The sequence below is a fragment of the Cupriavidus sp. GW822-FHT06G04 genome, assembly GCF_058799075.1.
The window spans coordinates 72,126-90,734 of record NZ_JBXALD010000014.1; the positions used below are offsets into that span (position 1 = coordinate 72,126).

Annotated in this window: 18 protein-coding genes; 9 read left to right on the forward strand and 9 right to left on the reverse strand. The window is 65.6% G+C overall.

The window, feature by feature from the left end:
• Window positions 1-107: 107 nt before the first annotated feature.
• The 5 genes from pyk to gcl all read right to left on the reverse strand — a co-directional run bounded on the left by pyk (window position 108) and on the right by gcl (window position 6,812).
• Complete coding sequence (gene pyk / locus AC1RKI_RS25895; RefSeq protein ID WP_061953591.1) at window positions 108-1,574, reverse strand: pyruvate kinase; 1,467 nt, start codon at window positions 1,572-1,574, stop codon at window positions 108-110.
• Between the two features lie 50 nt (window positions 1,575-1,624).
• Window positions 1,625-2,956, reverse strand: a complete 1,332-nt coding sequence (locus AC1RKI_RS25900; protein ID WP_227458767.1) for a glycerate kinase type-2 family protein — start codon at window positions 2,954-2,956, stop codon at window positions 1,625-1,627.
• Between the two features lie 149 nt (window positions 2,957-3,105).
• Complete coding sequence (gene glxR, locus AC1RKI_RS25905) at window positions 3,106-4,029, reverse strand: 2-hydroxy-3-oxopropionate reductase (RefSeq protein WP_061953480.1); 924 nt, start codon at window positions 4,027-4,029, stop codon at window positions 3,106-3,108.
• Between the two features lie 116 nt (window positions 4,030-4,145).
• On the reverse strand, window positions 4,146-4,925 hold the full coding sequence (gene hyi, locus AC1RKI_RS25910) for a hydroxypyruvate isomerase (protein WP_061953482.1): 780 nt from the start codon (window positions 4,923-4,925) through the stop codon (window positions 4,146-4,148).
• A gap of 102 nt (window positions 4,926-5,027) precedes the next feature.
• Window positions 5,028-6,812: a glyoxylate carboligase gene (gene gcl / locus AC1RKI_RS25915; protein ID WP_150982459.1), complete on the reverse strand. Its 1,785-nt coding sequence runs from the start codon at window positions 6,810-6,812 to the stop codon at window positions 5,028-5,030.
• A 473-nt stretch (window positions 6,813-7,285) separates the two neighbouring features.
• Between gcl and AC1RKI_RS25920 the strand changes: the two genes are divergently transcribed.
• From AC1RKI_RS25920 to AC1RKI_RS25930, 3 genes are all read left to right on the forward strand, one after another.
• Entirely contained in the window at window positions 7,286-7,789 is a 504-nt protein-coding gene (locus AC1RKI_RS25920) for a BUD32 family EKC/KEOPS complex subunit (RefSeq protein ID WP_227458769.1), read from the forward strand.
• A gap of 202 nt (window positions 7,790-7,991) precedes the next feature.
• Window positions 7,992-8,639 carry a hypothetical protein gene (locus AC1RKI_RS25925; protein ID WP_317851312.1) on the forward strand — a complete coding sequence of 216 codons (648 nt, stop codon included), beginning with the start codon at window positions 7,992-7,994 and terminating at the stop codon, window positions 8,637-8,639.
• Between the two features lie 115 nt (window positions 8,640-8,754).
• A complete protein-coding gene (locus AC1RKI_RS25930) occupies window positions 8,755-9,711 on the forward strand; it encodes a LysR family transcriptional regulator (protein WP_490714464.1) in 957 nt (318 codons plus the stop codon).
• A gap of 198 nt (window positions 9,712-9,909) precedes the next feature.
• Here AC1RKI_RS25930 and AC1RKI_RS25935 read toward each other — a convergent pair whose 3' ends face one another.
• Both AC1RKI_RS25935 and AC1RKI_RS25940 read right to left on the reverse strand, forming a co-directional pair.
• Window positions 9,910-10,602, reverse strand: a complete 693-nt coding sequence (locus tag AC1RKI_RS25935; protein WP_061953491.1) for a GntR family transcriptional regulator — start codon at window positions 10,600-10,602, stop codon at window positions 9,910-9,912.
• A gap of 52 nt (window positions 10,603-10,654) precedes the next feature.
• On the reverse strand, window positions 10,655-12,058 hold the full coding sequence (locus AC1RKI_RS25940) for a C4-dicarboxylate transporter DctA (RefSeq protein WP_227458771.1): 1,404 nt from the start codon (window positions 12,056-12,058) through the stop codon (window positions 10,655-10,657).
• Between the two features lie 399 nt (window positions 12,059-12,457).
• Between AC1RKI_RS25940 and AC1RKI_RS25945 the strand changes: the two genes are divergently transcribed.
• Both AC1RKI_RS25945 and AC1RKI_RS25950 read left to right on the forward strand, forming a co-directional pair.
• Complete coding sequence (locus AC1RKI_RS25945; protein WP_061953493.1) at window positions 12,458-13,714, forward strand: allantoate amidohydrolase; 1,257 nt, start codon at window positions 12,458-12,460, stop codon at window positions 13,712-13,714.
• 64 nt (window positions 13,715-13,778) lie between these two features.
• Complete coding sequence (locus tag AC1RKI_RS25950; protein WP_492797890.1) at window positions 13,779-15,029, forward strand: M20/M25/M40 family metallo-hydrolase; 1,251 nt, start codon at window positions 13,779-13,781, stop codon at window positions 15,027-15,029.
• A 139-nt stretch (window positions 15,030-15,168) separates the two neighbouring features.
• Here the strand turns inward: AC1RKI_RS25950 and AC1RKI_RS25955 are convergent, their stop codons facing one another.
• The gene (locus AC1RKI_RS25955; RefSeq protein WP_150982454.1) at window positions 15,169-15,684 is read right to left on the reverse strand and encodes a MarR family winged helix-turn-helix transcriptional regulator; all 516 of its coding nucleotides are present in this window, start codon (window positions 15,682-15,684) and stop codon (window positions 15,169-15,171) included.
• Window positions 15,685-15,743: 59 nt separating this feature from the next.
• On the opposite strand from AC1RKI_RS25955, the gene AC1RKI_RS25960 reads away from it, so the two are divergent.
• Genes AC1RKI_RS25960 through AC1RKI_RS25970 form a run of 3 tightly spaced genes read left to right on the forward strand, consistent with a single transcriptional unit; the run spans window position 15,744 to window position 17,293 of the window.
• Window positions 15,744-16,205, forward strand: a complete 462-nt coding sequence (locus AC1RKI_RS25960) for a carboxymuconolactone decarboxylase family protein (RefSeq protein ID WP_244786302.1) — start codon at window positions 15,744-15,746, stop codon at window positions 16,203-16,205.
• Window positions 16,205-16,654, forward strand: a complete 450-nt coding sequence (locus AC1RKI_RS25965) for a GNAT family N-acetyltransferase (RefSeq protein ID WP_490714466.1) — start codon at window positions 16,205-16,207, stop codon at window positions 16,652-16,654. Before AC1RKI_RS25960 ends, AC1RKI_RS25965 begins: the two co-directional genes overlap by 1 nt.
• Window positions 16,655-16,669: 15 nt before the next feature.
• Complete coding sequence (locus AC1RKI_RS25970; protein WP_492797888.1) at window positions 16,670-17,293, forward strand: FMN-dependent NADH-azoreductase; 624 nt, start codon at window positions 16,670-16,672, stop codon at window positions 17,291-17,293.
• Here AC1RKI_RS25970 and AC1RKI_RS25975 read toward each other — a convergent pair.
• A complete protein-coding gene (locus tag AC1RKI_RS25975; RefSeq protein WP_423782027.1) occupies window positions 17,282-17,908 on the reverse strand; it encodes a GNAT family N-acetyltransferase in 627 nt (208 codons plus the stop codon). The genes AC1RKI_RS25970 and AC1RKI_RS25975 overlap by 12 nt on opposite strands.
• Window positions 17,909-18,186: 278 nt before the next feature.
• On the opposite strand from AC1RKI_RS25975, the gene arsC reads away from it, so the two are divergent.
• Window positions 18,187-18,546, forward strand: coding sequence for an arsenate reductase (glutaredoxin) (gene arsC, locus AC1RKI_RS25980; protein ID WP_150982451.1), 360 nt, complete (start codon window positions 18,187-18,189; stop codon window positions 18,544-18,546).
• The last annotated feature ends 63 nt before the right edge of the window (window positions 18,547-18,609 follow it).

The following is an 18,609-nucleotide window of genomic DNA, read 5'->3' on the forward strand; positions in this document are numbered from 1 at the left end:
GGAGCCGTCCGCGACACCGGGCTGGTGGGTGCGGACGGCCGGCAGGGCAGGGGGTCAACCTGCTCTGCCTCAGGAAATGCAACGCGCGGGCGGCAACGCCGCCGGCCTCAGACGGCCTCGGCGGCGGGCAGCTTGCCGATCTGCAGGCCGCCAACTTCGGTGCCCACTTCGGCCACGCGCAGAAGGTTGGTCGTGCCGCCCTGGCCGAACGGCATGCCGGCTGCGATCGTGATCTGGTCGCCCGGCGCGGCGTAGCCTTCCACCAGCGCGGCGCGCGCGGCTGCCTCGACCATTTCGTCGACGCTTTGCACATCCGGGCTGACCGTCGAATGCACGCCCCAGGCGATGGCCAGGCGCCGCGCGATATCGAGGTTCGGCGTGATGCTGACGATCGGCGCGCACGGCCGCTCGCGCGCCGCGCGCAGCGCCGTGGCGCCCGACGACGTGTAGGTGACCGTCGCCTTGGCGCCGATGATGTGGGTGACCTCGCGCAGGGCCGCGCAGATGGCGTCCTGGCGCGTGGAAAGCGGCGCCTCGTGCTGCGCGTCGAGCATGTTGCGATAGAGCGGATCGCGTTCCACCTCGTTGATGATGCGGTCCATCATCGATACGGCCGGCACCGGATGACGGCCATTGGCGGACTCGGCCGACAGCATCACCGCGTCGGCGCCGTCGTAGATCGCGCTTGCCACGTCGGACGCCTCGGCGCGCGTCGGCACCGGCGAGTCGATCATCGATTCCAGCATCTGCGTGGCGATCACGATCGGCTTGCCCAGCTGGCGGCAGATGCGCAGGATGCGCTTCTGCACGCCGGGCACGCGCTCCGGCGGCAGTTCCACGCCAAGGTCGCCGCGCGCCACCATCACTGCATCGGACACGCGCACGATCTCTTCCAGTTGCTGCAGCGCGGCCGGCTTTTCGATCTTCGACAGCACGCCGGCACGCGTGCCGATGATCTCGCGCGCTTCGACGATATCGGAGGCACGCTGCACGAATGACAGCGCGATCCAGTCCGCGCCCAACTCCAACGCGAAGTCGAGGTCCTTGCGGTCCTTCTCGGTCAGGGCCGGGATCGGAATCACCGCGTCGGGCACGTTCACGCCCTTGCGGTCCGACAGCGTGCCGTGGTTGGCCACGCGCGTGGTGATGCTGCCGCTGGAAACGGATTCGATATTGAGGCGCACCTTGCCGTCGTCGATCAGCAACGACTGGCCCGCGTTGGCGGCCTTGAACAGTTCCGGGTGCGGCAGGTACACGCGCGTGCCGTCGCCGGGCGTCGGGTCGCTGTCGAGCACGAACACGTCGCCCGCGCGCACCGCCACCTTGCCGGCGGCGAACGTGCCGATGCGCAGCTTCGGGCCTTGCAGATCGGCCAGGATCGCGATCGGGCGGCCCGTTTCGGCCTCCACCTGGCGCACCGCGTCGTAGCGCGCGCGATGGTCGTCATGCGTGCCGTGGCTGAAGTTCAGGCGGAACACATCGGCCCCGGCGTCGAACAATTGGCGGATGACCGCGATGTCGCTGCTTGCGGGCCCCAGGGTGGCCACGATCTTCGCTTTGCGCTGGCGTCTCATGAAAGTCTCCTTCTCCATCCTCGTTATGCTGCCGTGTCGAACCGTTCGCCTCAGACGATCAGGATCGCGCGGAAATCGTTCACGTTGGTGCGGGTCGGGCCGGTGACGATCAGATCGTCGATGCCCGCAAAGAAACCGTACCCGTCGTTGTTGTCCAGATGGGCGCGCGCCGACAGGCCGCGTGCCGCCGCGCGCGTCAGTGTGTCGGGGTCGAGCAGCGCGCCGGCGTTGTCTTCCGATCCGTCGATGCCGTCGGTATCGCACGCAATCGCATGCACGCCGGGCAGGCCATCGAGCGCCACCGCCAGCGACAGCAGGAATTCGGCGTTGCGGCCGCCGCGGCCGTTGCCGCGTACCGTGACCGTGGTTTCGCCGCCGGAAAGGATCACGCACGGCTTCTGGAACGGCTGGCCGTGCGCGACGATCTGCCGCGCGATCGCGGCGTGCACTTCGGCCACATCGCGCGCTTCGCCTTCGATGCTGTCGGACAGGATGTATGCGGCCAGGCCAAGCTCGCGGGCGCGCGCGGCGGCGGCCTCCAGCGATTGCTGCGCGCTGGCCAGCGTCACGCTGCGATGGCCGTCGAATCGACTGTCGCCGGGTTTGGGCGTCTCGCCCGCGCCGCTTGCCAGGTGCGCGCGCACGTTGGCCGGCACGTCGATGCCGTACTTGGCGATGACCGCGAGCGCGTCGGCGCAAGTGGTGCTGTCGGGCAGCGTCGGCCCGCTGGCAATCAGCGTGGGATCGTCGCCGGGGATATCGGAAATCAGCAGCGTTTCCACGCGGGCCGGCGCGCACAGCAGCGCCAGGCGCCCGCCTTTGAGCGCCGACAGATGCTTGCGCACGCAATTCATCTCGCCGATGCTGGCGCCGCTGCGCAGCAGCGCCTTGTTCACGGCCTGCTTGTCGGCCAGTGAGATGCCCGGCGCGGGCGCGGCCAGCAGCGCCGACCCGCCGCCCGATATCAGGCACAGCACGAGATCGTCGGCGGTCAACCCCTGCACCAGCTCCACCATGCGCTGCGCGGCCTGCTGGCCGGCTGCGTCGGGCACCGGATGCGCGGCCTCGACGACTTCGATGCGCTGGCACGGCGCGCCGTGCCCGTAGCGCGTCACCACCAGCCCCGACAGTTCGCCTTGCCAGTGCGCTTCCACGGCCTGCGCCATGGCCGCGGCGGCCTTGCCCGCGCCGATCACCACGGTGCGGCCCCGCGGCGGCTGCGGCAAATGCGGCGGCAGGCAATGCGCGGCGCTGACGGCAGCCACCGCCGTATCGAACAGGTCGCGCAACAACTCGCGCGCCTGCGCGGGGTTGCGGCAATCGGGTGCGCCGGCCTTGCGCTGGGGCGACAGCAGGACGGCAGTGGCGTCGGTGGCGAACATGAAAATCCTGTTGAAAATACGGAATACCGAAAAAACGGAATGCAAGCAGCGGGCGGTGAATTCACCGGGCGTCGGGCGCGGCGCATGCAGCGCGCGCCACGCCGCCGCCTTCGCAGGCCGGAAGGCCGGAAGGCGGCCCGATCGCGCAGTTACTTCGCGGCCTTGGCGATGTCGTGGTTCGACATGATCTCGATCGCGCGGCACAGCGCCGAGTGATCGAGCTTGCCGAAGCCGTTGGCGGCGCAGGCGTTGAACAGTTCCTGCGCGGTGGCCGTGTTCGGCAGCGACACGCCCAGCGCCTTCGCGCCCTGCAGCGCCAGGTTCAGATCCTTCTGATGGAGTTCGATGCGGAAGCCCGGATCGAACGTGCGCTTGACCATGCGCTCGCCGTGCACTTCCAGAATGCGCGACGCGGCAAATCCGCCCATCAGCGCCTGGCGCACCTTGGCCGGATCGGCGCCGGCCTTGGAGGCAAACAGCAGCGCTTCCGACACGGCCTGGATGTTCAGCGCCACGATGATCTGGTTGGCCACCTTGGTGGTCTGCCCGTCGCCGTTGCCGCCGACCAGCGTGATGTTCTTGCCCATCAGGTCGAACAACGGCTTGACCTCGTCGAACGCTTCGGACGGGCCGCCCACCATGATCGTCAGCGACGCCGCCTTGGCGCCAACTTCGCCGCCCGAGACCGGCGCATCGAGGTAGGAAGCGCCCAGCTTGTTGATGCGCGCGGCGAAATCCTTGGTGGCGATCGGCGAAATCGAGCTCATGTCGACCACGATCTTGCCGTACGTGGCTTCCTTGCCGGCGCTCTTGTAGGCCGCTGCGACGCCCTTTTCGCCGAACAGCACGGCTTCGACGTGCGGGGTGTCCGGCACCATGACGATCACGATGTCGGCGCGCTTGGCCACTTCCTCGGCGCTGGTGCAGACCGTGACGCCGGCATCGACCAGCACCTGCGGAGCGGGGTTGACGTCGTGTACGAACAGCGTGTGTCCGGCCGCGCGCAGATGTCCGGCCATCGGCGCACCCATGATGCCCAGGCCGATAAAGCCGACGTTACGTTGATTTGCCATGATGATGTCTCCAGTCGTTTGGAATGATGTCGATGATGTGTGGGCCGAAGTCGGCACGCTGCCGCGGCGTCAGTACGCTGGCGCGGGCGTATCGCTTCGGCACGAAGGGCGGGGCGTCAGACGCCGTGGGCGGCGCGCCAGCCCAGGCCTTCCTCGGTCGTCGTCCTGGGCTTGTATTCGCAGCCGATCCAGCCCTGGTAGCCGATCTCGTCGAGCAGGCCGAACAGGTAGCGGTAGTTGATCTCGCCCGTACCCGGTTCGTTGCGGCCAGGGTTGTCGGCCAGCTGCACGTGGCGGATCTTCGGAAGATTCGCCTTGATCGTGTTGGCGATTTCGCCTTCCATGCGCTGCATGTGATAGATGTCGTACTGCACGTACAGATTGGGCGCGTTGACCTGTCCGATCAGGTCGATCGCCTGCTGCGTGCGCGACAGGAAAAAGCCCGGAATGTCGAACGTGTTGATCGGCTCGATCAGCAGGTCGATCTGCTCGCCGGCCAGCGCGTTGGCTGCGAAGCGCAGGTTTTCCACCAGCGTTTCGTTGGCCTGCTCGCGCCGGACGTTCTGCGGCAGGATGCCAACCAGGCAGTTGAGTTGGCGCACGCCCAGGACTTTCGCGTACTTGATCGCCTCGCCCACGCCGTCCTGGAATTCGCCGACGCGGTCGGGATGGCAGGCGATGCCGCGCTCACCGGCATCCCACTTGCCCGCGGGCAGGTTGTGAAGCACCAGGTCCAGCTGGAAGCGATTCAGGCGATCGGCGATCTGGTCGGCATGAAATGCGTAGGGGAACAGGAATTCCACGCCGCGAAAGCCGGCGCGCGCGGCGGCTTCGAAGCGGTCCAGAAAACCCACCTCGTTGAACAGCATCGTCAGATTGGCTGCGAGCTTTGGCATTGTGATGTCTCTCTCGGTGTTGGGAAAACCGGCCACGCCCGCCGCGCCGGCGCGCGCGGGGTGGCCTGTCCGCGGACGTGCCGCGGGACTCTCGCGAAATGATCAGGCCGTGACGGTTTCTTCAACCAGAATGGCCTGCTCGGCGTCGTCCAGGTCCTCGATCGGCTCGAACTCGTTGATGTTGTCGATCTCGGTGCCCATCGCGATGTTGGTCACGCGCTCCAGAATCACCTCGACCACCACCGGCACCGAGAACTCGGCCATCAGGTCGCGCGCTTCGGCAAACGCCGGGGCGATGTCTTCGGGCTTGAACACGCGGATCGCCTTGCAGCCCAGGCCTTCCACCACCTTGACGTGGTCCACGCCATAGCCTTCCAGCTCCGGCGCGTTGACGTTGTCGAACGCCAGCTGCACGCAGTAGTCCATTTCGAAATTGCGCTGCGCCTGGCGGATCAGCCCGAGGTACGAGTTGTTCACCACCACGTGGATGTAGGGCACCTTGAACTGCGCGGCCACGGCCAGCTCTTCGATCATGAACTGGAAGTCGTAGTCGCCCGAAATGGCCACCACATCCGATTGCGGCGATGCGGTTTTCACGCCGATCGCGGCGGGAATCGTCCAGCCCAGCGGGCCGGCCTGGCCGCAGTTGATCCAGTGGCGCGGCTGGTTCACCGACAGGAACTGCGCCGCGGCGATCTGCGACAGGCCGATGGTGGTGACGTAGCGGACATCGCGCGGGAAGTACTGGTTCATCTCGCGATACACGCGCTGCGGCTTGACCGGCACGTTGTCGAAATCGCTCTTGCGCTTCATGGTGCGGCGGCGCTTCTGCACATCGGCCACCCACGCCTTGCGGCATGGCAGGCGGCCCGCCATCTTCATTTCGCGCGCCACTTCGACGAACAGTTCCAGCGCCGCGCGGGCGTCGGAAACGATGCCGAGGTCCGGGCCGAACACGCGGCCGATCTGCGTTGGCTCGATATCGACGTGCACGAACTTGCGGCCCTTGGTGTACACGTCGACGCTGCCGGTGTGTCGATTGGCCCAGCGATTGCCGATGCCCATCACGAAGTCGGACGCCAGCAGCGTGGCATTGCCATAGCGGTGCGAGGTCTGCAGCCCCACCATGCCCGCCTGCAGCGGATGGTCGTCGGCCAGCACGCCCCAGCCCATCAGCGTCGGCACCACCGGCACGTTCACCAGTTCGGCGAATTCCACCAGCAGCTCATTGGCGTTGGCGTTGATCACGCCGCCGCCGCAGACGATCAGCGGACGCTCGGCCTGGTTCAGCATCGCGATGGCCTTTTCGATCTGCGCGCGCGACGCCGCCGGCTTGTACGGCTGCAGCGGCTGGTACGTTTCCGGATCGAATTCGATCTCTGCCACTTGTACGTCGAACGGTAGGTCGATCAGCACCGGACCAGGGCGGCCCGAACGCATCAGGTGAAACGCCTGCTGGAACACCTGCGGCACCAGCGCGGGCTCGCGCACGGTCACGGCCCACTTGGTAACGGGCTTGGCGATCGATTCGATATCGACGGCCTGGAAATCCTCCTTGTAGAGGCGCGCGCGCGGCGCCTGGCCCGTGACGCACAGGATGGGAATCGAATCGGCCCAGGCCGAGTACAGGCCCGTGATCATGTCCGTGCCGGCCGGCCCGGAGGTGCCCACGCACAGACCGATGTTGCCCGGCTCGGCGCGGGTGTAGCCCTCGGCCATGTGCGAGGCGCCTTCCACGTGGCGCGCCAGCAGGTGACGGATCGAGCCGGCCTTGCGCATCGCCGAATAGAACGGGTTGATCGCGGCGCCGGGCACGCCAAACGCGGTGGTGATGCCTTCCTTTTCCAGCACGGCGATGGCCGCGTCGACTGCTCTCATCTTCGGCATGTCTGTCTCCAATACGCTCAAAAACAATGGGTGGGATTTGTTCTGGCGTTGATGCTATGCCTGCATCGGGTATGGATAAACAGAAGCGCGATCAGTTGATTCGATACCTGGGGTTTGCAATGGCGCAGAAAATGCGCGGGAAATGTGCGCGTGGGGATATATGGCGCCGGCGCTGCGAGCCGGTTAAAAATGCGTGCGCGCGGGACCGCATCCTGGTAGGTGCTTGCGCATCCGCTCCGCCACGCACTCCCGTCCAGATCAATCCCACGCCCGCGCGCGGCGCTTAACATGCGGCCGGTTCGGTAATCGCAAGGTCGTCCCTTACTGCGTCCGCATTTTCTGGCAACGCTTTTAGCCCGCGATCCAATTGGGACTACCGCGCGAATCCGGAAATTTATGATGAAGCGTCCGGTCGGCAATGCCCGCATGGCGTTCCCCGCTAGCCGGATTTCTTCGCTGGACAAGGAGATGGGATGGCCCCGAAATCAATATCCGATATTCAGGCGTGCGGCACATCATTGGGCGGCGGAGCCTTTGGCGAAGCGTGGCGCGTCGGCGATCAGGTCTTCAAGGTGTACAAGATGAACCGGCAGGGGGCAGCGCTCATGGGAGTCAAGTCGATGTCGGCTGCGGAAATGCGGACGGCGGCGAGCGAATGGAATTATTTCTACGGCCGCGCCTATGGCGGCCAGTTCCGGCGCCTTGCCTCGGCAACGGTCATCCGGCTGGAGTCCGGAGAATGTGTGCTCCGCACGCCGTTTGTGGATGGCACCGAGATGCCTGCCGATGTTTATGCCCGAAGTCCTCAAAAAGAACTGGTGGTACAAACGCTGAAACAGATTCAGCGGCAGATTGGCGATAATTCGGCCGCCAATATCAGAATTCTCGACGGCAAGCCGGTGATTATCGATTTCGACTGTGTCACCTTCAAAAACAGCGACGCCCAGGATGCCGCATTGAAGATGTTCGGCTTTTAGACGCGCGGATGCGGGGGCCGTCCCAGCTGTCTGGCGGGCGATCCTCCGGGCGTTTTTGCACCGCTGAATCCGTCGATGCGGGCGCTGCGATCAAACGGCGGCGTTTTTCCTATCGGCAGCAGCCGCGGTGGGGCCACAATAGCGGGTTTCGAAACGCCATTGCCTTGCCATGTACACGCGGCTGCCGACAAATCTCGAATTGATGGAAGCATTGCAGACGGCGCCGGCCGAAAAGGCGCGGGACAGCCGTCTGGTGACGGTGCTATGGGGCGGATTCGTGCTTGCGCTGGTGCCGACGCTGGCGGTCGGCGCGGGTCTGGTGTGGTGGCATCAGGTCCTGAAGCAGGCGCCGCCGGCGTGGCTGCCGGACGTTTTTCACGTACTGCTGGGCGTGAGCGCGCTGTTCTACGTGGCGGCCTGGCTGACTCGGATGCTGGGCAGGCGCGATGCACTGCGGCACCCGATGCACTGGCTCGCGCAGCGTATCGACGCGCAACTGGCCGTGGAAAATGCGCTGCTGCTGCGTCTGGGCCGGATTCCCGCGCTGCAGTTGCGCGCCCGGCAGCGCCGCATCGAGTTGCAGGCGCGCTTATGGGAAGGCGGCGCGCGCACGGTGGCGGTGATCCTGGCCATCGGCCCGGCGGCAGCCGTACTCGCGCATGGCTTGCCGGCGACGACGTCCGGACAGGCGCCCATTCTGGTGGCGATCTACGGCGCGGTGGTGGTCATCGGCGGCGCGTTCGCGCTGTTCGCCCAGTGGCAGTGCAGTGCGCCGCTGCGACGGCTGGCGCATGTCCTGAGCGAGGCAGCGGAGATTAACGAAGCGCTGGCCCGGCGTCAGCAACCGTAGCGGCGGCGCCATGGCGCGGCGCGCTGCATGCGCCGCATAGCGTTCCGGAGATGCGCGGCAAGCCTTCCATGCCTCACAATGCGACGGCAGGAGACAATCGGCTTAGCTGGCCCCTATGGACAAACTCAAACAGATAGAAGCGTTTATCGCCGTGGTCGAGCACGGCAGCATGGCCGCGGCGGCCCTGACGCAGGGCGTCACGCCGGTCATGATCGGCAGGCGCATCAACGCGCTGGAAGCACGCATCGGCGTCAAGCTGCTGCATCGGTCGACACGCAGAATCGTCGTGACCGAACAGGGCGCGGCGTTTATGGAGCAGTGCAAAAAGGCGCTGGCCGATCTCGATCGCGCGGAAATGCTGATCGCCGAAGGCAAACACAAGGCCACCGGCCATTTGATCGTGTCGGCGCCGGCCGCGTTCGGCCGCAAGCATGTTGCGCCGCACGCGCCAGCGTTCCTGGCCGCCAATCCCGAAGTCCAGATCTCGTTCAACCTGACCGACCGCGTGGTCGATTTGGTGCGCGAGGGCTACGACGTGGGGATCCGCATTGGCGGTGCGATCGATCCCAACTTTGTCGCCATCAAGCTGGCCACCAACAAACGCGTGGTATGCGGCACGCCTGCATATTTCGCCAGGCACGGCGTGCCGCACACGCTCGAAGACCTGGAAAAACACAACTGCCTCGCGTTCAACCTGCAGGGCGGACAACAGCGCGGCTGGTATTTCCAGCAGAACGGCAAAACCGTGACGGTGCGCGTCAACGGCAACCTCGATTGCAACGATGGCGAGCTGCTGCATCGCTGGACCGGAGAAAGCCTGGGACTTGGCTGGCGGTCGACATGGGAAATTCTTCCGCAGCTGGAAAGCGGCGAGCTGATTACCGTGCTGGACGAATACGCGCTGCCGGACTACGACATCCTGGCCGTGTATCCGCAGCAGCGTCCGGTGCCGGCCAAGATCCGCTTCTTTATCGAGCACCTGAAACAGGCTTACGCCAAGCCCGGCTACTGGACCGCGCGCAGCAGCAGTTGGACGACTGCTGCGACTGCAGCGGCCACGGCGGCCGGGTAAGGCAGGCCGGTAAGGCCAGTCGGCGCACAAATGAAAAACAAATGAAAAAGCCCGCAGCCGTTGCGGTCTGCGGGCAGCCCTTCTTGCGAAGGGCGGGGAGAGCTCATGAAGTGCGCCCCCGCAACTCCATGGCGAGACGAATCATGCGCCTCGCACCCCGTCCCCGTCCTTGATAGCGATCAAGCGCAAAGCAAAGGATCAGGCCAGCAACGCGGCAACCAAGTCCTTGCCGCGCGTCGCAGCGGGAATTTCGTCGAAGTGCAACGCGCTTTCGACGTGGTTCAGGTGTTCCACCATCAGGCTGACCGCCAGATCCGCATCGCCGGCCTTGGCCGCGTCGATGAACGCGCGGTGTTCGTCGGACGAGCAGGTGGCGTCGCGACGGCTCTGGTAGAGCATCGTGATCACCGCGCTGCGCATCGACAGCTCGCGCATGATTTCCGTCAGCACATTGTTGCCAGCCACTTCCGCCAGCACGATATGAAAATCGCCAAGCAGGCGCGTGCGCGTCTGCGCGTCGTTGCCGCTCAGCGACTTGCGTTCGGCCGAAAGATGCTTCTCGATGCGCTTGTAGTCCGCCGCCGTCGCCTTGGCGACGAATTCGCGCGCCAGCGCCGCCTCCAGGATGCGGCGCACGGCAAAGACCTCGCGTGCTTCCTCGGCGCTTGGCTTGGCCACGAACGCGCCCTTGTCCGGCACGATCTGGATGACCTTGTCTTTGGATAGCATCAGGAGCGCCGCGCGGACCTTGGTGCGGCTGACGCGATAGACGCTCGCCAGCGCCTCCTCGCGCAGCTTGGTCCCCGGCGGCAGCCGGTGCGAGACGATGGCGGCGACGATGTCGTCGGCAATCGCCTCGGAGGTCATGTCTGGATCGATGTGCTCGGGCATGGTGTCGCGCGACTGTTGCCTGCTCCGCGCGTGGAAATAGGATGGCGTGATTCTAGCGCCCCGAGGCCACACCGGGCAGCGATGCCGGCACAGGGACTTCCCCGGGGGTTTGCGCCGCGGCCGACAGGCCCTCGTCGAGGTCGCCCGCCGGGATGGCGCCGTCGAGTACCGCGTGCGCCCGCTCGCGGTCGATATCGCGCTCCCAGGCCGCCACGACCACCGTCGCCACGCAGTTGCCGATCAGGTTGCCCACCGCGCGTGCGATGCCGATGAACCAGTCCACCGACAGCACCAGCACCAGACCAATCGCCGGAATGGCCGGATGTGCCGAAAGCGTGGCGGCAAGAATCACAATGGCCGAGCCCGGAATGCCATGCGCACCCTTCGAGGTAACCAGCGCCACGGCCAGAATGCCGAGCAGGTCGCCCATTGCCAGCGGCGTATTGGTGGCCTGCGCGATAAATACCGCGGCCAGCGTCAGGTAGATCGAGAATGCGTCGAGGTTGAACGAATAGCCGGTAGGAATCACCAGTCCGACCACGGACTTCCTGATGCCCATGAATTCGAGCTTCCTCATGACCTGCGGCAGCACGCTGTCCGACGATGCGGTGCCAAGCACCACCAGCAATTCGGCGCGCAGATAGCGGATCAGCTTGAGCACAGAAAAACCGCACAGTCGCATGATGATGCCAAGCACGCCCAGCACGAACACCAGCACCGCGCCGTAGAACAGGATCACCAGAAAACCGAGTTGCTTGAGCGATCCGATGCCGTACTTGCCCACCGTGAATGCCACCGCACCCAGCACGCCCAGCGGCGCCAACTTGATGATGAATCCCATCATCTTGAAAAGCGTCTGCGAGAAGTTGTCGATCAGCCTGACCAGCGGCCGGCCGGGCTCGCCGACCAGCGACAGCGCGCAACCGAACAGCACCGACACCAGCAGCACCTGCAGCACGTCGCCGCTGGAAAACGCGCCCATGATGGTGTTCGGAATCAGCTTGAGCAGGAAATCGACCATGCCCGCGCTTTTCACCTTGTCGGCCGATTCCACATACGCGGCCATGGCGGAAGCGTCGAGATTGTGCGGATTGACGTTCATGCCCGCGCCGGGCTGGAACACATAGGCCAGCACCACGCCAAGCGCCAGCGCGATGGTGGTGACGACCTCGAAATACACCACGGCCTTGATGCCGACTCGGCCTACTTTCTTCAACTCGCCAGCGCCGCAGATGCCGGCGACCACCACGCAGAACACCACCGGTCCGATCAGCATTTTGATCAGTTTGATGAAGCCGTCGCCAAGCGGCTTGAGCTTGGCCGCGAATTCGGGAAAGGCAAGCCCCAGCAGCGTGCCCAGCGCCAGGGCGATCAGCACCTGGCCGAACAGGGAACGAGTGAAGCGAATGTGCAGGCGTGCACCGGCGGCGCGCTGCGTGGGTACGGCATGCTGCATTGTTGTCTCCATGCCGGGCCTGGTCCGTGGCGCTGTCGGTGATCGATGCGCCATCGGCCGGCCCTGATCTGGTTCAGGAATGCCGTCGCACCGGTCAGCAAAGACAACGCTGATGCGGCGTGCGGCGTGGCATCACCGTGACAATCGGCCCGCAGGCCCTTGTCCGGCGCGGAAAGCCCCCCTGTTGAGGCGGAATCCACGCAATCCACTTGTCCGGACCGGATTGTCCGCGGCGGATTGTCGGTGCGTGGAGGCCAATATAGTGCATATCATTTTTGTATGCAATTTTTGAATTCACTGTGCTAACATGAATCGCACAGAATAGAGCCACGGCTTTCGGGCGCCCGCCCGGGGCAGACACTACCGGGCTCACGCACCGCCAGCAGGAGAGACAAACACATGGCAGCAATCACCACGCCGTTGTCCGCCGACATCGGCACCCGCATCATGGCCTGGGCCGACGCCCTGGCCGTTCATACCGACCAGCCCGGCATTCTTACCCGCACCTATCTGACCGACGCGCATCACGGCGCGGCCGCGCAACTGACCGAATGGATGCAGGCGGCCGGCATGACGGTGCGCCGCGACGCCGCGGGCAACGTGATCGGCCGCTACGAAGGCGCGCAGGCCAACGCGCCCGCGCTGCTCACCGGATCGCACTTCGACACCGTGCGCGACGCCGGCCGCTACGACGGCAATCTGGGCGTGATCCTGCCGATCGCCTGCGTGGCCGAATGGCACCGGCAAGGCAAGCGTTTCCCGTTCGCGATCGAAGTGATCGGGTTTGCCGAGGAAGAGGGCGTGCGTTTCAAGGCGACGCTGCTGGGCAGCCGCGCGATCGCCGGAACGTTCGACCACAACGTGCTCGACAACGTCGACGATGCCGGCCGCACGATGCGCGACGTGATGCGCGCGGCCGGCTTCGACGCCGCGCAACTGCCTGCCGCCAGGCATGACCGCGAGAAGGTGCTGGCCTTCGTCGAAGTCCATATCGAACAGGGCCCGGTGCTGCTCAACGAAGGGCTGCCGGTGGGCGTCGTCACGGCGATCTCGGGCGCCACGCGCTTTATCGTCGAACTCGAAGGCCTGGCCGGACACGCCGGCACCGTGCCGATGGACATGCGTCGCGACGCGGCGATGGCCGGCGCGGAAATCGGCCTGTTCATCGAAAAGCGCTGCGGCGGCAAGCCGGGCCTGGTGGGCACGGTAGGCCAGTTCAATGTGCCGAACGGCGCCACCAACGTAGTGCCCGGGCGCGCCGTGTTCTCCATCGACATTCGCGCGGGCGTGGACGCCGAGCGCGAGGCTGCCGTCAATGACGTGCTGGCCGAAATCGAACGTGTCTGCGCGCGCCGCAATGTGCGCGTGCACATCCGTAAGACGCACGAAGCGGCCAGCGTGCCGTGCGCGCCGTGGCTGCAGTCGCAATGGGCCGCCGCGGTGCAGCGCCAGGGCGTGCCCGTGCGTCATCTGCCCTCCGGCGCCGGCCATGACGCGATGGCCATCGCCGCCATTGCCGATGTGGCCATGCTGTTTGTCCGCTGCGGCAACGGCGGCATCAGCCACCATCCCACCGAGACCATGACCGCGGAAGACGCCGAAATCGCGGCGCGCGTGTTTGCCGATTTCGTCGAGCACTTCCAACGTACCCAATAAGCGCGCCGCACGCACGGCGCCCCTCCCAACACTCCAGAGCTAGACGATGACCGCACGAGACAACATGAATCCCATCGAATCCACGCTGATCCAGTACATCGACGCGCACCGCCCGCAGCAGGAAGCTTTCCTGGCCGAGCTGGTGAAAGTGCCGTCGGACAACCCGCCGGGCGACTGCGACGCACATGGCAAGCGCGCGCATGAACTGCTGGAAGGGCTGGGCTTCAAGGTGGAAGCGCACAAGGTGCCGGAAGACAAGGTCAAGGCGGCCGGCATGATCAGCGCCACCAATCTGCTGGTGCGCAAGACGTTTGGCAACGGCGGTCCGGTGATCGCGATGAACGCGCACGGCGACGTGGTGCCCCCGGGCCTGGGCTGGACCAAGGATCCGTACGGCGGCGAAATCGCCGACAGCGAGCACGGCCCGGTCATGTTCGGCCGCGGCGTGGCGGTGTCGAAGTCGGACTTCGCCACCTACGCCTACGCCGTGCTGGCGCTGATCGAAGCCGAGAAGCAGGGCGCCAAGATCAACGGCACCGTGGAACTGCAATTCACGTACGACGAGGAAACCGGCGGCGATATCGGCCCGAAGTTCCTGCTCGACGAAGGTCTGACCAAGCCCGACTATGCGATTTCGGCCGGCTTCTCGTACGGCATCACGTCGGCGCACAACGGCTGCCTGCACGTGGAAGTGACGGTCAAGGGCAAGCAGGGCCACGCCGCGATGCCGCACACCGGCGTCGACGCCATCGAGGCCGCCACGCACATCCTGCAATCGATTTACGGCCTGCGCGCCGAACTGGCAACGCGCAAGAGCAAGGTGCCGGGCATCGACACCGCAACGCTCAACGTCGGCCTGATCAAGGGCGGCATCAACACCAACGTGGTGCCCGATCTGGTGACGTTCCGCGTGGACCGCCGCATGATTCCCGAGGAAATCGGCTTCGACGCGGAAGGCGAACTGCGCGCCGTGGTGGAGAAGGCCGCGCGCGAGCGTCCGGGCATCGAGGTCAAGGTCGAGCGCATCATCCTGGCCGAGCCGCTGTCGGAACTGCCGGGCGTGGACAAGCTGATCGGCGCGCTCAAGCAACGCGCCGAAGCCGTGTTCGGCGTGGAAATTCCGGTGCAGGGCGTGCCGCTCTACACCGACGCGCGCCACTACACGAGCCGCGGCATCCCGACCGTGCTGTACGGCGCCGGTCCGCGCACGCTGATGGAAGCGCGCGGCCATAATTCCGACGAGAACCTGCGTCTGAACGACCTGAACCGCGCGACCAAGGTGGTGGCGCTGGCGCTGTCGGACCTGATGCGCTGAGTCCGCGAAGTGCGCCGGCGGTTTTCCGCACCGCTGGCGCCGCAATGAATCCGTAGTTGTGATGCGATGATGGCCCGCGTGACGCAAGTCGGCGGGCCTTTTTTTCATGCCGCGCGCGGGCCTTGTTTCCTGCCGCGCCTTACGCCGTCAGATCGCTGTCCGGCGCGGCCAGGCTGACCAGCCAGCGCCGCACGATCTGTTCTTCTTCCGGGCTGAGCCCGGCGCGCAGTTGCTTGTCCACCTCGGCGGCGCGGACCTTGCACTGCGCCAGCAGCGCGCGCCCCGCATCGCTGAGGGCGACGGTCTGGATGCGGCCGTGAACCGGATGCGGCTGGCGCGCGATCGCGCCCATCTTCTCCAGATTGTTCATGATCACGCTGACCGTCTGCGGCGTCAGCAATGCCAACCGTGCGATGTCCGCGCCCGATGCGCCCGGATACGCGCCGAGCATCGTCAGCACGAAAAACTGCGGCAGCGTCACGCCGAGATCGGCCAGCGCGCGCTCCATCTGCAGACGATTGGCCGCGCTGGCCTGCCGCAACAGATACGCCAGATAGCCGCTTTCGCCGCGCTTGCCTTCGCCGGGTGCGGGAATCCGCGTGGTCTCGGCAGCAAGCCCGGCGCTTTTCCCCTTCGACGACAGGGTCTTCCTCATAATGTCAGAGCTCTTATATTAATCTTCGAACTCTGACATCTTACCCGAAGGAGTCGAAGATGGATTTCCAGGCTTTCACACGGACGGCCCCCGATGTGTACGCGGCCCTGAGCGGCGTTAGCAAGGCGGTCACGGCGGCCGGCATGGACCCCGCGCTGACCGAGCTCGTGAAGCTGCGCGTGTCGCAAATCAACGGCTGCGCGTTCTGCCTGCAGTTTCACCTGAACATCGCGCGCAAGCTCGACATCGATCCGCGCAAGTTCGATCTGCTGGCCGGCTGGCGTGACGCGGGCATCTACACGGCGCGCGAAACGGCGGCGCTGGACTGGGCCGAGGCGCTCACCCGCATGAGCGATGGGCCCGCCCGCGACACCGCGCTGGCAGACGCGCGCGCCGTCTTCAGCGACGACGAACTGGTGTTCCTGGCCGCCACGGTTGCGTCGATCAACGCCTGGAACCGTATCGCCGTGGGACTGCACTTTCCGCCGCCGCCCGCCGATGCGCCGGCCGGAGCGCGCTGATGCAAATCGCCGCCGCGCAGCAAAATCAGATTCGTCGCATCGACACGCCGGCCGACGTCGCGGCATCCTTTGCGCTGATGCACCAGCTTCGTCCGCATCTGGCCAACGCGGAAGAATTCGTCGCGCGCTGGCAACGCCAGACGCTGGACGGCTACCGGCTGGTCGGGATGTGGCAAGACAACCAGTGGGTGGCGCTGGCCGGCTATCGCCTTGCCGAGAATCTGGTCTACGGCAAGTACTGTTATGTCGACGACCTCGTGACCGATGCCGGCGCGCGCAGTGGCGGCCACGGGCATCAGCTGATGAACTGGCTAAAGGCGGAAACCGCCGCCCAGGGCTGCAGTCAGCTTGTGCTCGACACCCCGCTGACAAACGTGCTGGGCCATCGCTTCTATTACCGCAACGGCCTGCTGGCCCGGGCGCTGCGCTTCAACCATATGATCGACTGATTAGGTCGCAAGACAATGGCAACACTGCTACACCTGAACGTCAGCCCGCGAGGCGATAGGTCCACCAGCCGCCGCGCGGGCGAGATCGTTCGCGCGCAACTGTCGGCGCAGCACGGGCCGCTCGTCGTGATCGAGCGCGACCTGGCTGCCAATCCGCTGCCGCCGATCGGCGCCGCATTCACCGATGCCAATCTGGCGGTGGCCGCAAAGCGCGAAGCGGCCGATCCCTCCGCGCTGGCGTTGTCGGAAGCGCTGATTGCCGAACTCGAAGCGGCGGACATCGTCTTGATCACCACGCCGATGCACAACTTCACACTGCCGGCATCGCTGAAGACCTGGATCGACCTGGTGGTGCGCCCCGAACGCACCTTCGCGGGGACGCCGCAGGGCAAGCAGGGGCTATTGCGCGATCGCGCGGTCCTGGCCGTGGTGTCGTGCGGTGGACGGTTCTCGGATGACGCCGCCAGCCAGAAGGACTTCTTCACGCCGTACCTGAAATACGTGCTGGGCACGATTGGGCTGGCGCGCGTCGAAGTGATGCGCCTGGAAAGCATGACGCGCGGCCCAGACCACGTTGCGCGGGCTTACGACAACCTGCGCGCCTGGTGTGACACCGCCGTTCCGGCCTTACTGTCGTAGTTCGTCAGGGTGGGGAACCGTGGCGTTGCCTGCGCCGAGCGGTCGCTGCATCAGCAAGGTATCGATCCATTCGCCGTGCTTGAGGCCGACCGATTCCAGCCGGCCCACGGTGCGAAAGCCCAGACGCTCGTGCACGGCGACGGACCCGGCACCCTCGCCAGTGGAGGTCATCGCCACGACCGCCACCATCTGGCGCCAGGGGCCCCGTTCGCAGCGCGTGATCAACTCCGCGAGCAGCGCACGACCCAGTCCTTCGCCGGTGTGGCGATGGTCGATGTAGATCGAATCCTCGATGGCGAAGCGATAGGCGCTGCGCGCGCGGTAGCTCGATGCATAGGCATAGCCGAGTATCCTGCCGTCGCGTTCGGCCACGATATAAGGCAGACCCTTGCGGAGGACTTCGGCAAAGCGCAACTGCATGTCGTCCACGGTTGGCGCGACTTCTTCAAACGACGCGCGTCCGTGCTGGACGTGGTGGGCGTAAATCGCCTGAATCGCGGGGACATCGGCGGGGGTTGCGTCGCGCAGCCGGTACGGCGCGCGGGTGGCAGGTGAAGAAGAATCGGACACGTTATGTTGGGCAGAAAGCGGTTCCGGCACGATGCCGGCCACCATGGTGAATGGACAGCCACGCTACGCACGATACATGCCCGCTTCGCCTGTGCCAATCCACCGCCGAAAAGGGGATATTGACGATGAGTGGCGGACTTGACTGCCGAGCGACCTCATTAACGCGCCAGAGCGACGGCCCTGACTACGCCCCCTGGCAGGCGGACATAGCGACGGGTCCGACCTGGGGTCCTTGCCGCGTTTTCCGCCGCGCGGCCTCGTCAGAGCCGGCGAGCCGTTGTATATAGTGCCGGGATATCTAACGCAGGCAGGAGGAAGCCGTCATGATCACGATTTACCACAATCCCCGATGCTCGAAATCGCGTGAGGCGCTGGCGCTTGTCGAAGCCGCTGCGCCGCGCCTGGGCGAAACCGTGGAGATCGTCGAATATCTGAAGACGCCGCCGACGCTGTCGACGCTGCGGCAACTTCACACCCTGCTGGGCGTGCCCGTGCGGGAAATGATCCGGGACGGCGAGACGGCTTACAAGGAACTCGATCTGGCGGACCCTGGGCTGACCGACGCCGAGCTGCTTGCCGCCGTGGCGGACAATCCCATCCTGCTGCAGCGTCCCGTGGTCGTGCGCGACCATCGCGCGGTGATCGGGCGCCCGCCAGAAAACGTCGCGCCACTGCTGGCCTGACACCTTTGCCGCACCGCAAAAAGCAACACCCAAAATAGAACCGGCCCCCCGCAAGGGAGGCCG

Coding starts and splice junctions, on each gene's coding strand:
- AC1RKI_RS25945 (WP_061953493.1), top strand. CDS start 12,458: ATGGCAGCAATCACCACGCCGTTGTCCGCCGACATCGGCACCCGCATC.
- AC1RKI_RS25900 (WP_227458767.1), bottom strand. CDS start 2,956: ATGTTCGCCACCGACGCCACTGCCGTCCTGCTGTCGCCCCAGCGCAAG.
- AC1RKI_RS25955 (WP_150982454.1), bottom strand. CDS start 15,684: ATGAGGAAGACCCTGTCGTCGAAGGGGAAAAGCGCCGGGCTTGCTGCC.
- AC1RKI_RS25925 (WP_317851312.1), top strand. CDS start 7,992: ATGGAAGCATTGCAGACGGCGCCGGCCGAAAAGGCGCGGGACAGCCGT.
- AC1RKI_RS25965 (WP_490714466.1), top strand. CDS start 16,205: ATGCAAATCGCCGCCGCGCAGCAAAATCAGATTCGTCGCATCGACACG.
- arsC (WP_150982451.1), top strand. CDS start 18,187: ATGATCACGATTTACCACAATCCCCGATGCTCGAAATCGCGTGAGGCG.
- pyk (WP_061953591.1), bottom strand. CDS start 1,574: ATGAGACGCCAGCGCAAAGCGAAGATCGTGGCCACCCTGGGGCCCGCA.
- AC1RKI_RS25930 (WP_490714464.1), top strand. CDS start 8,755: ATGGACAAACTCAAACAGATAGAAGCGTTTATCGCCGTGGTCGAGCAC.
- gcl (WP_150982459.1), bottom strand. CDS start 6,812: ATGCCGAAGATGAGAGCAGTCGACGCGGCCATCGCCGTGCTGGAAAAG.
- AC1RKI_RS25940 (WP_227458771.1), bottom strand. CDS start 12,058: ATGCAGCATGCCGTACCCACGCAGCGCGCCGCCGGTGCACGCCTGCAC.
- AC1RKI_RS25960 (WP_244786302.1), top strand. CDS start 15,744: ATGGATTTCCAGGCTTTCACACGGACGGCCCCCGATGTGTACGCGGCC.
- AC1RKI_RS25975 (WP_423782027.1), bottom strand. CDS start 17,908: ATGGTGGCCGGCATCGTGCCGGAACCGCTTTCTGCCCAACATAACGTG.
- AC1RKI_RS25920 (WP_227458769.1), top strand. CDS start 7,286: ATGGCCCCGAAATCAATATCCGATATTCAGGCGTGCGGCACATCATTG.
- AC1RKI_RS25970 (WP_492797888.1), top strand. CDS start 16,670: ATGGCAACACTGCTACACCTGAACGTCAGCCCGCGAGGCGATAGGTCC.
- AC1RKI_RS25950 (WP_492797890.1), top strand. CDS start 13,779: ATGAATCCCATCGAATCCACGCTGATCCAGTACATCGACGCGCACCGC.
- hyi (WP_061953482.1), bottom strand. CDS start 4,925: ATGCCAAAGCTCGCAGCCAATCTGACGATGCTGTTCAACGAGGTGGGT.
- AC1RKI_RS25935 (WP_061953491.1), bottom strand. CDS start 10,602: ATGCCCGAGCACATCGATCCAGACATGACCTCCGAGGCGATTGCCGAC.
- glxR (WP_061953480.1), bottom strand. CDS start 4,029: ATGGCAAATCAACGTAACGTCGGCTTTATCGGCCTGGGCATCATGGGT.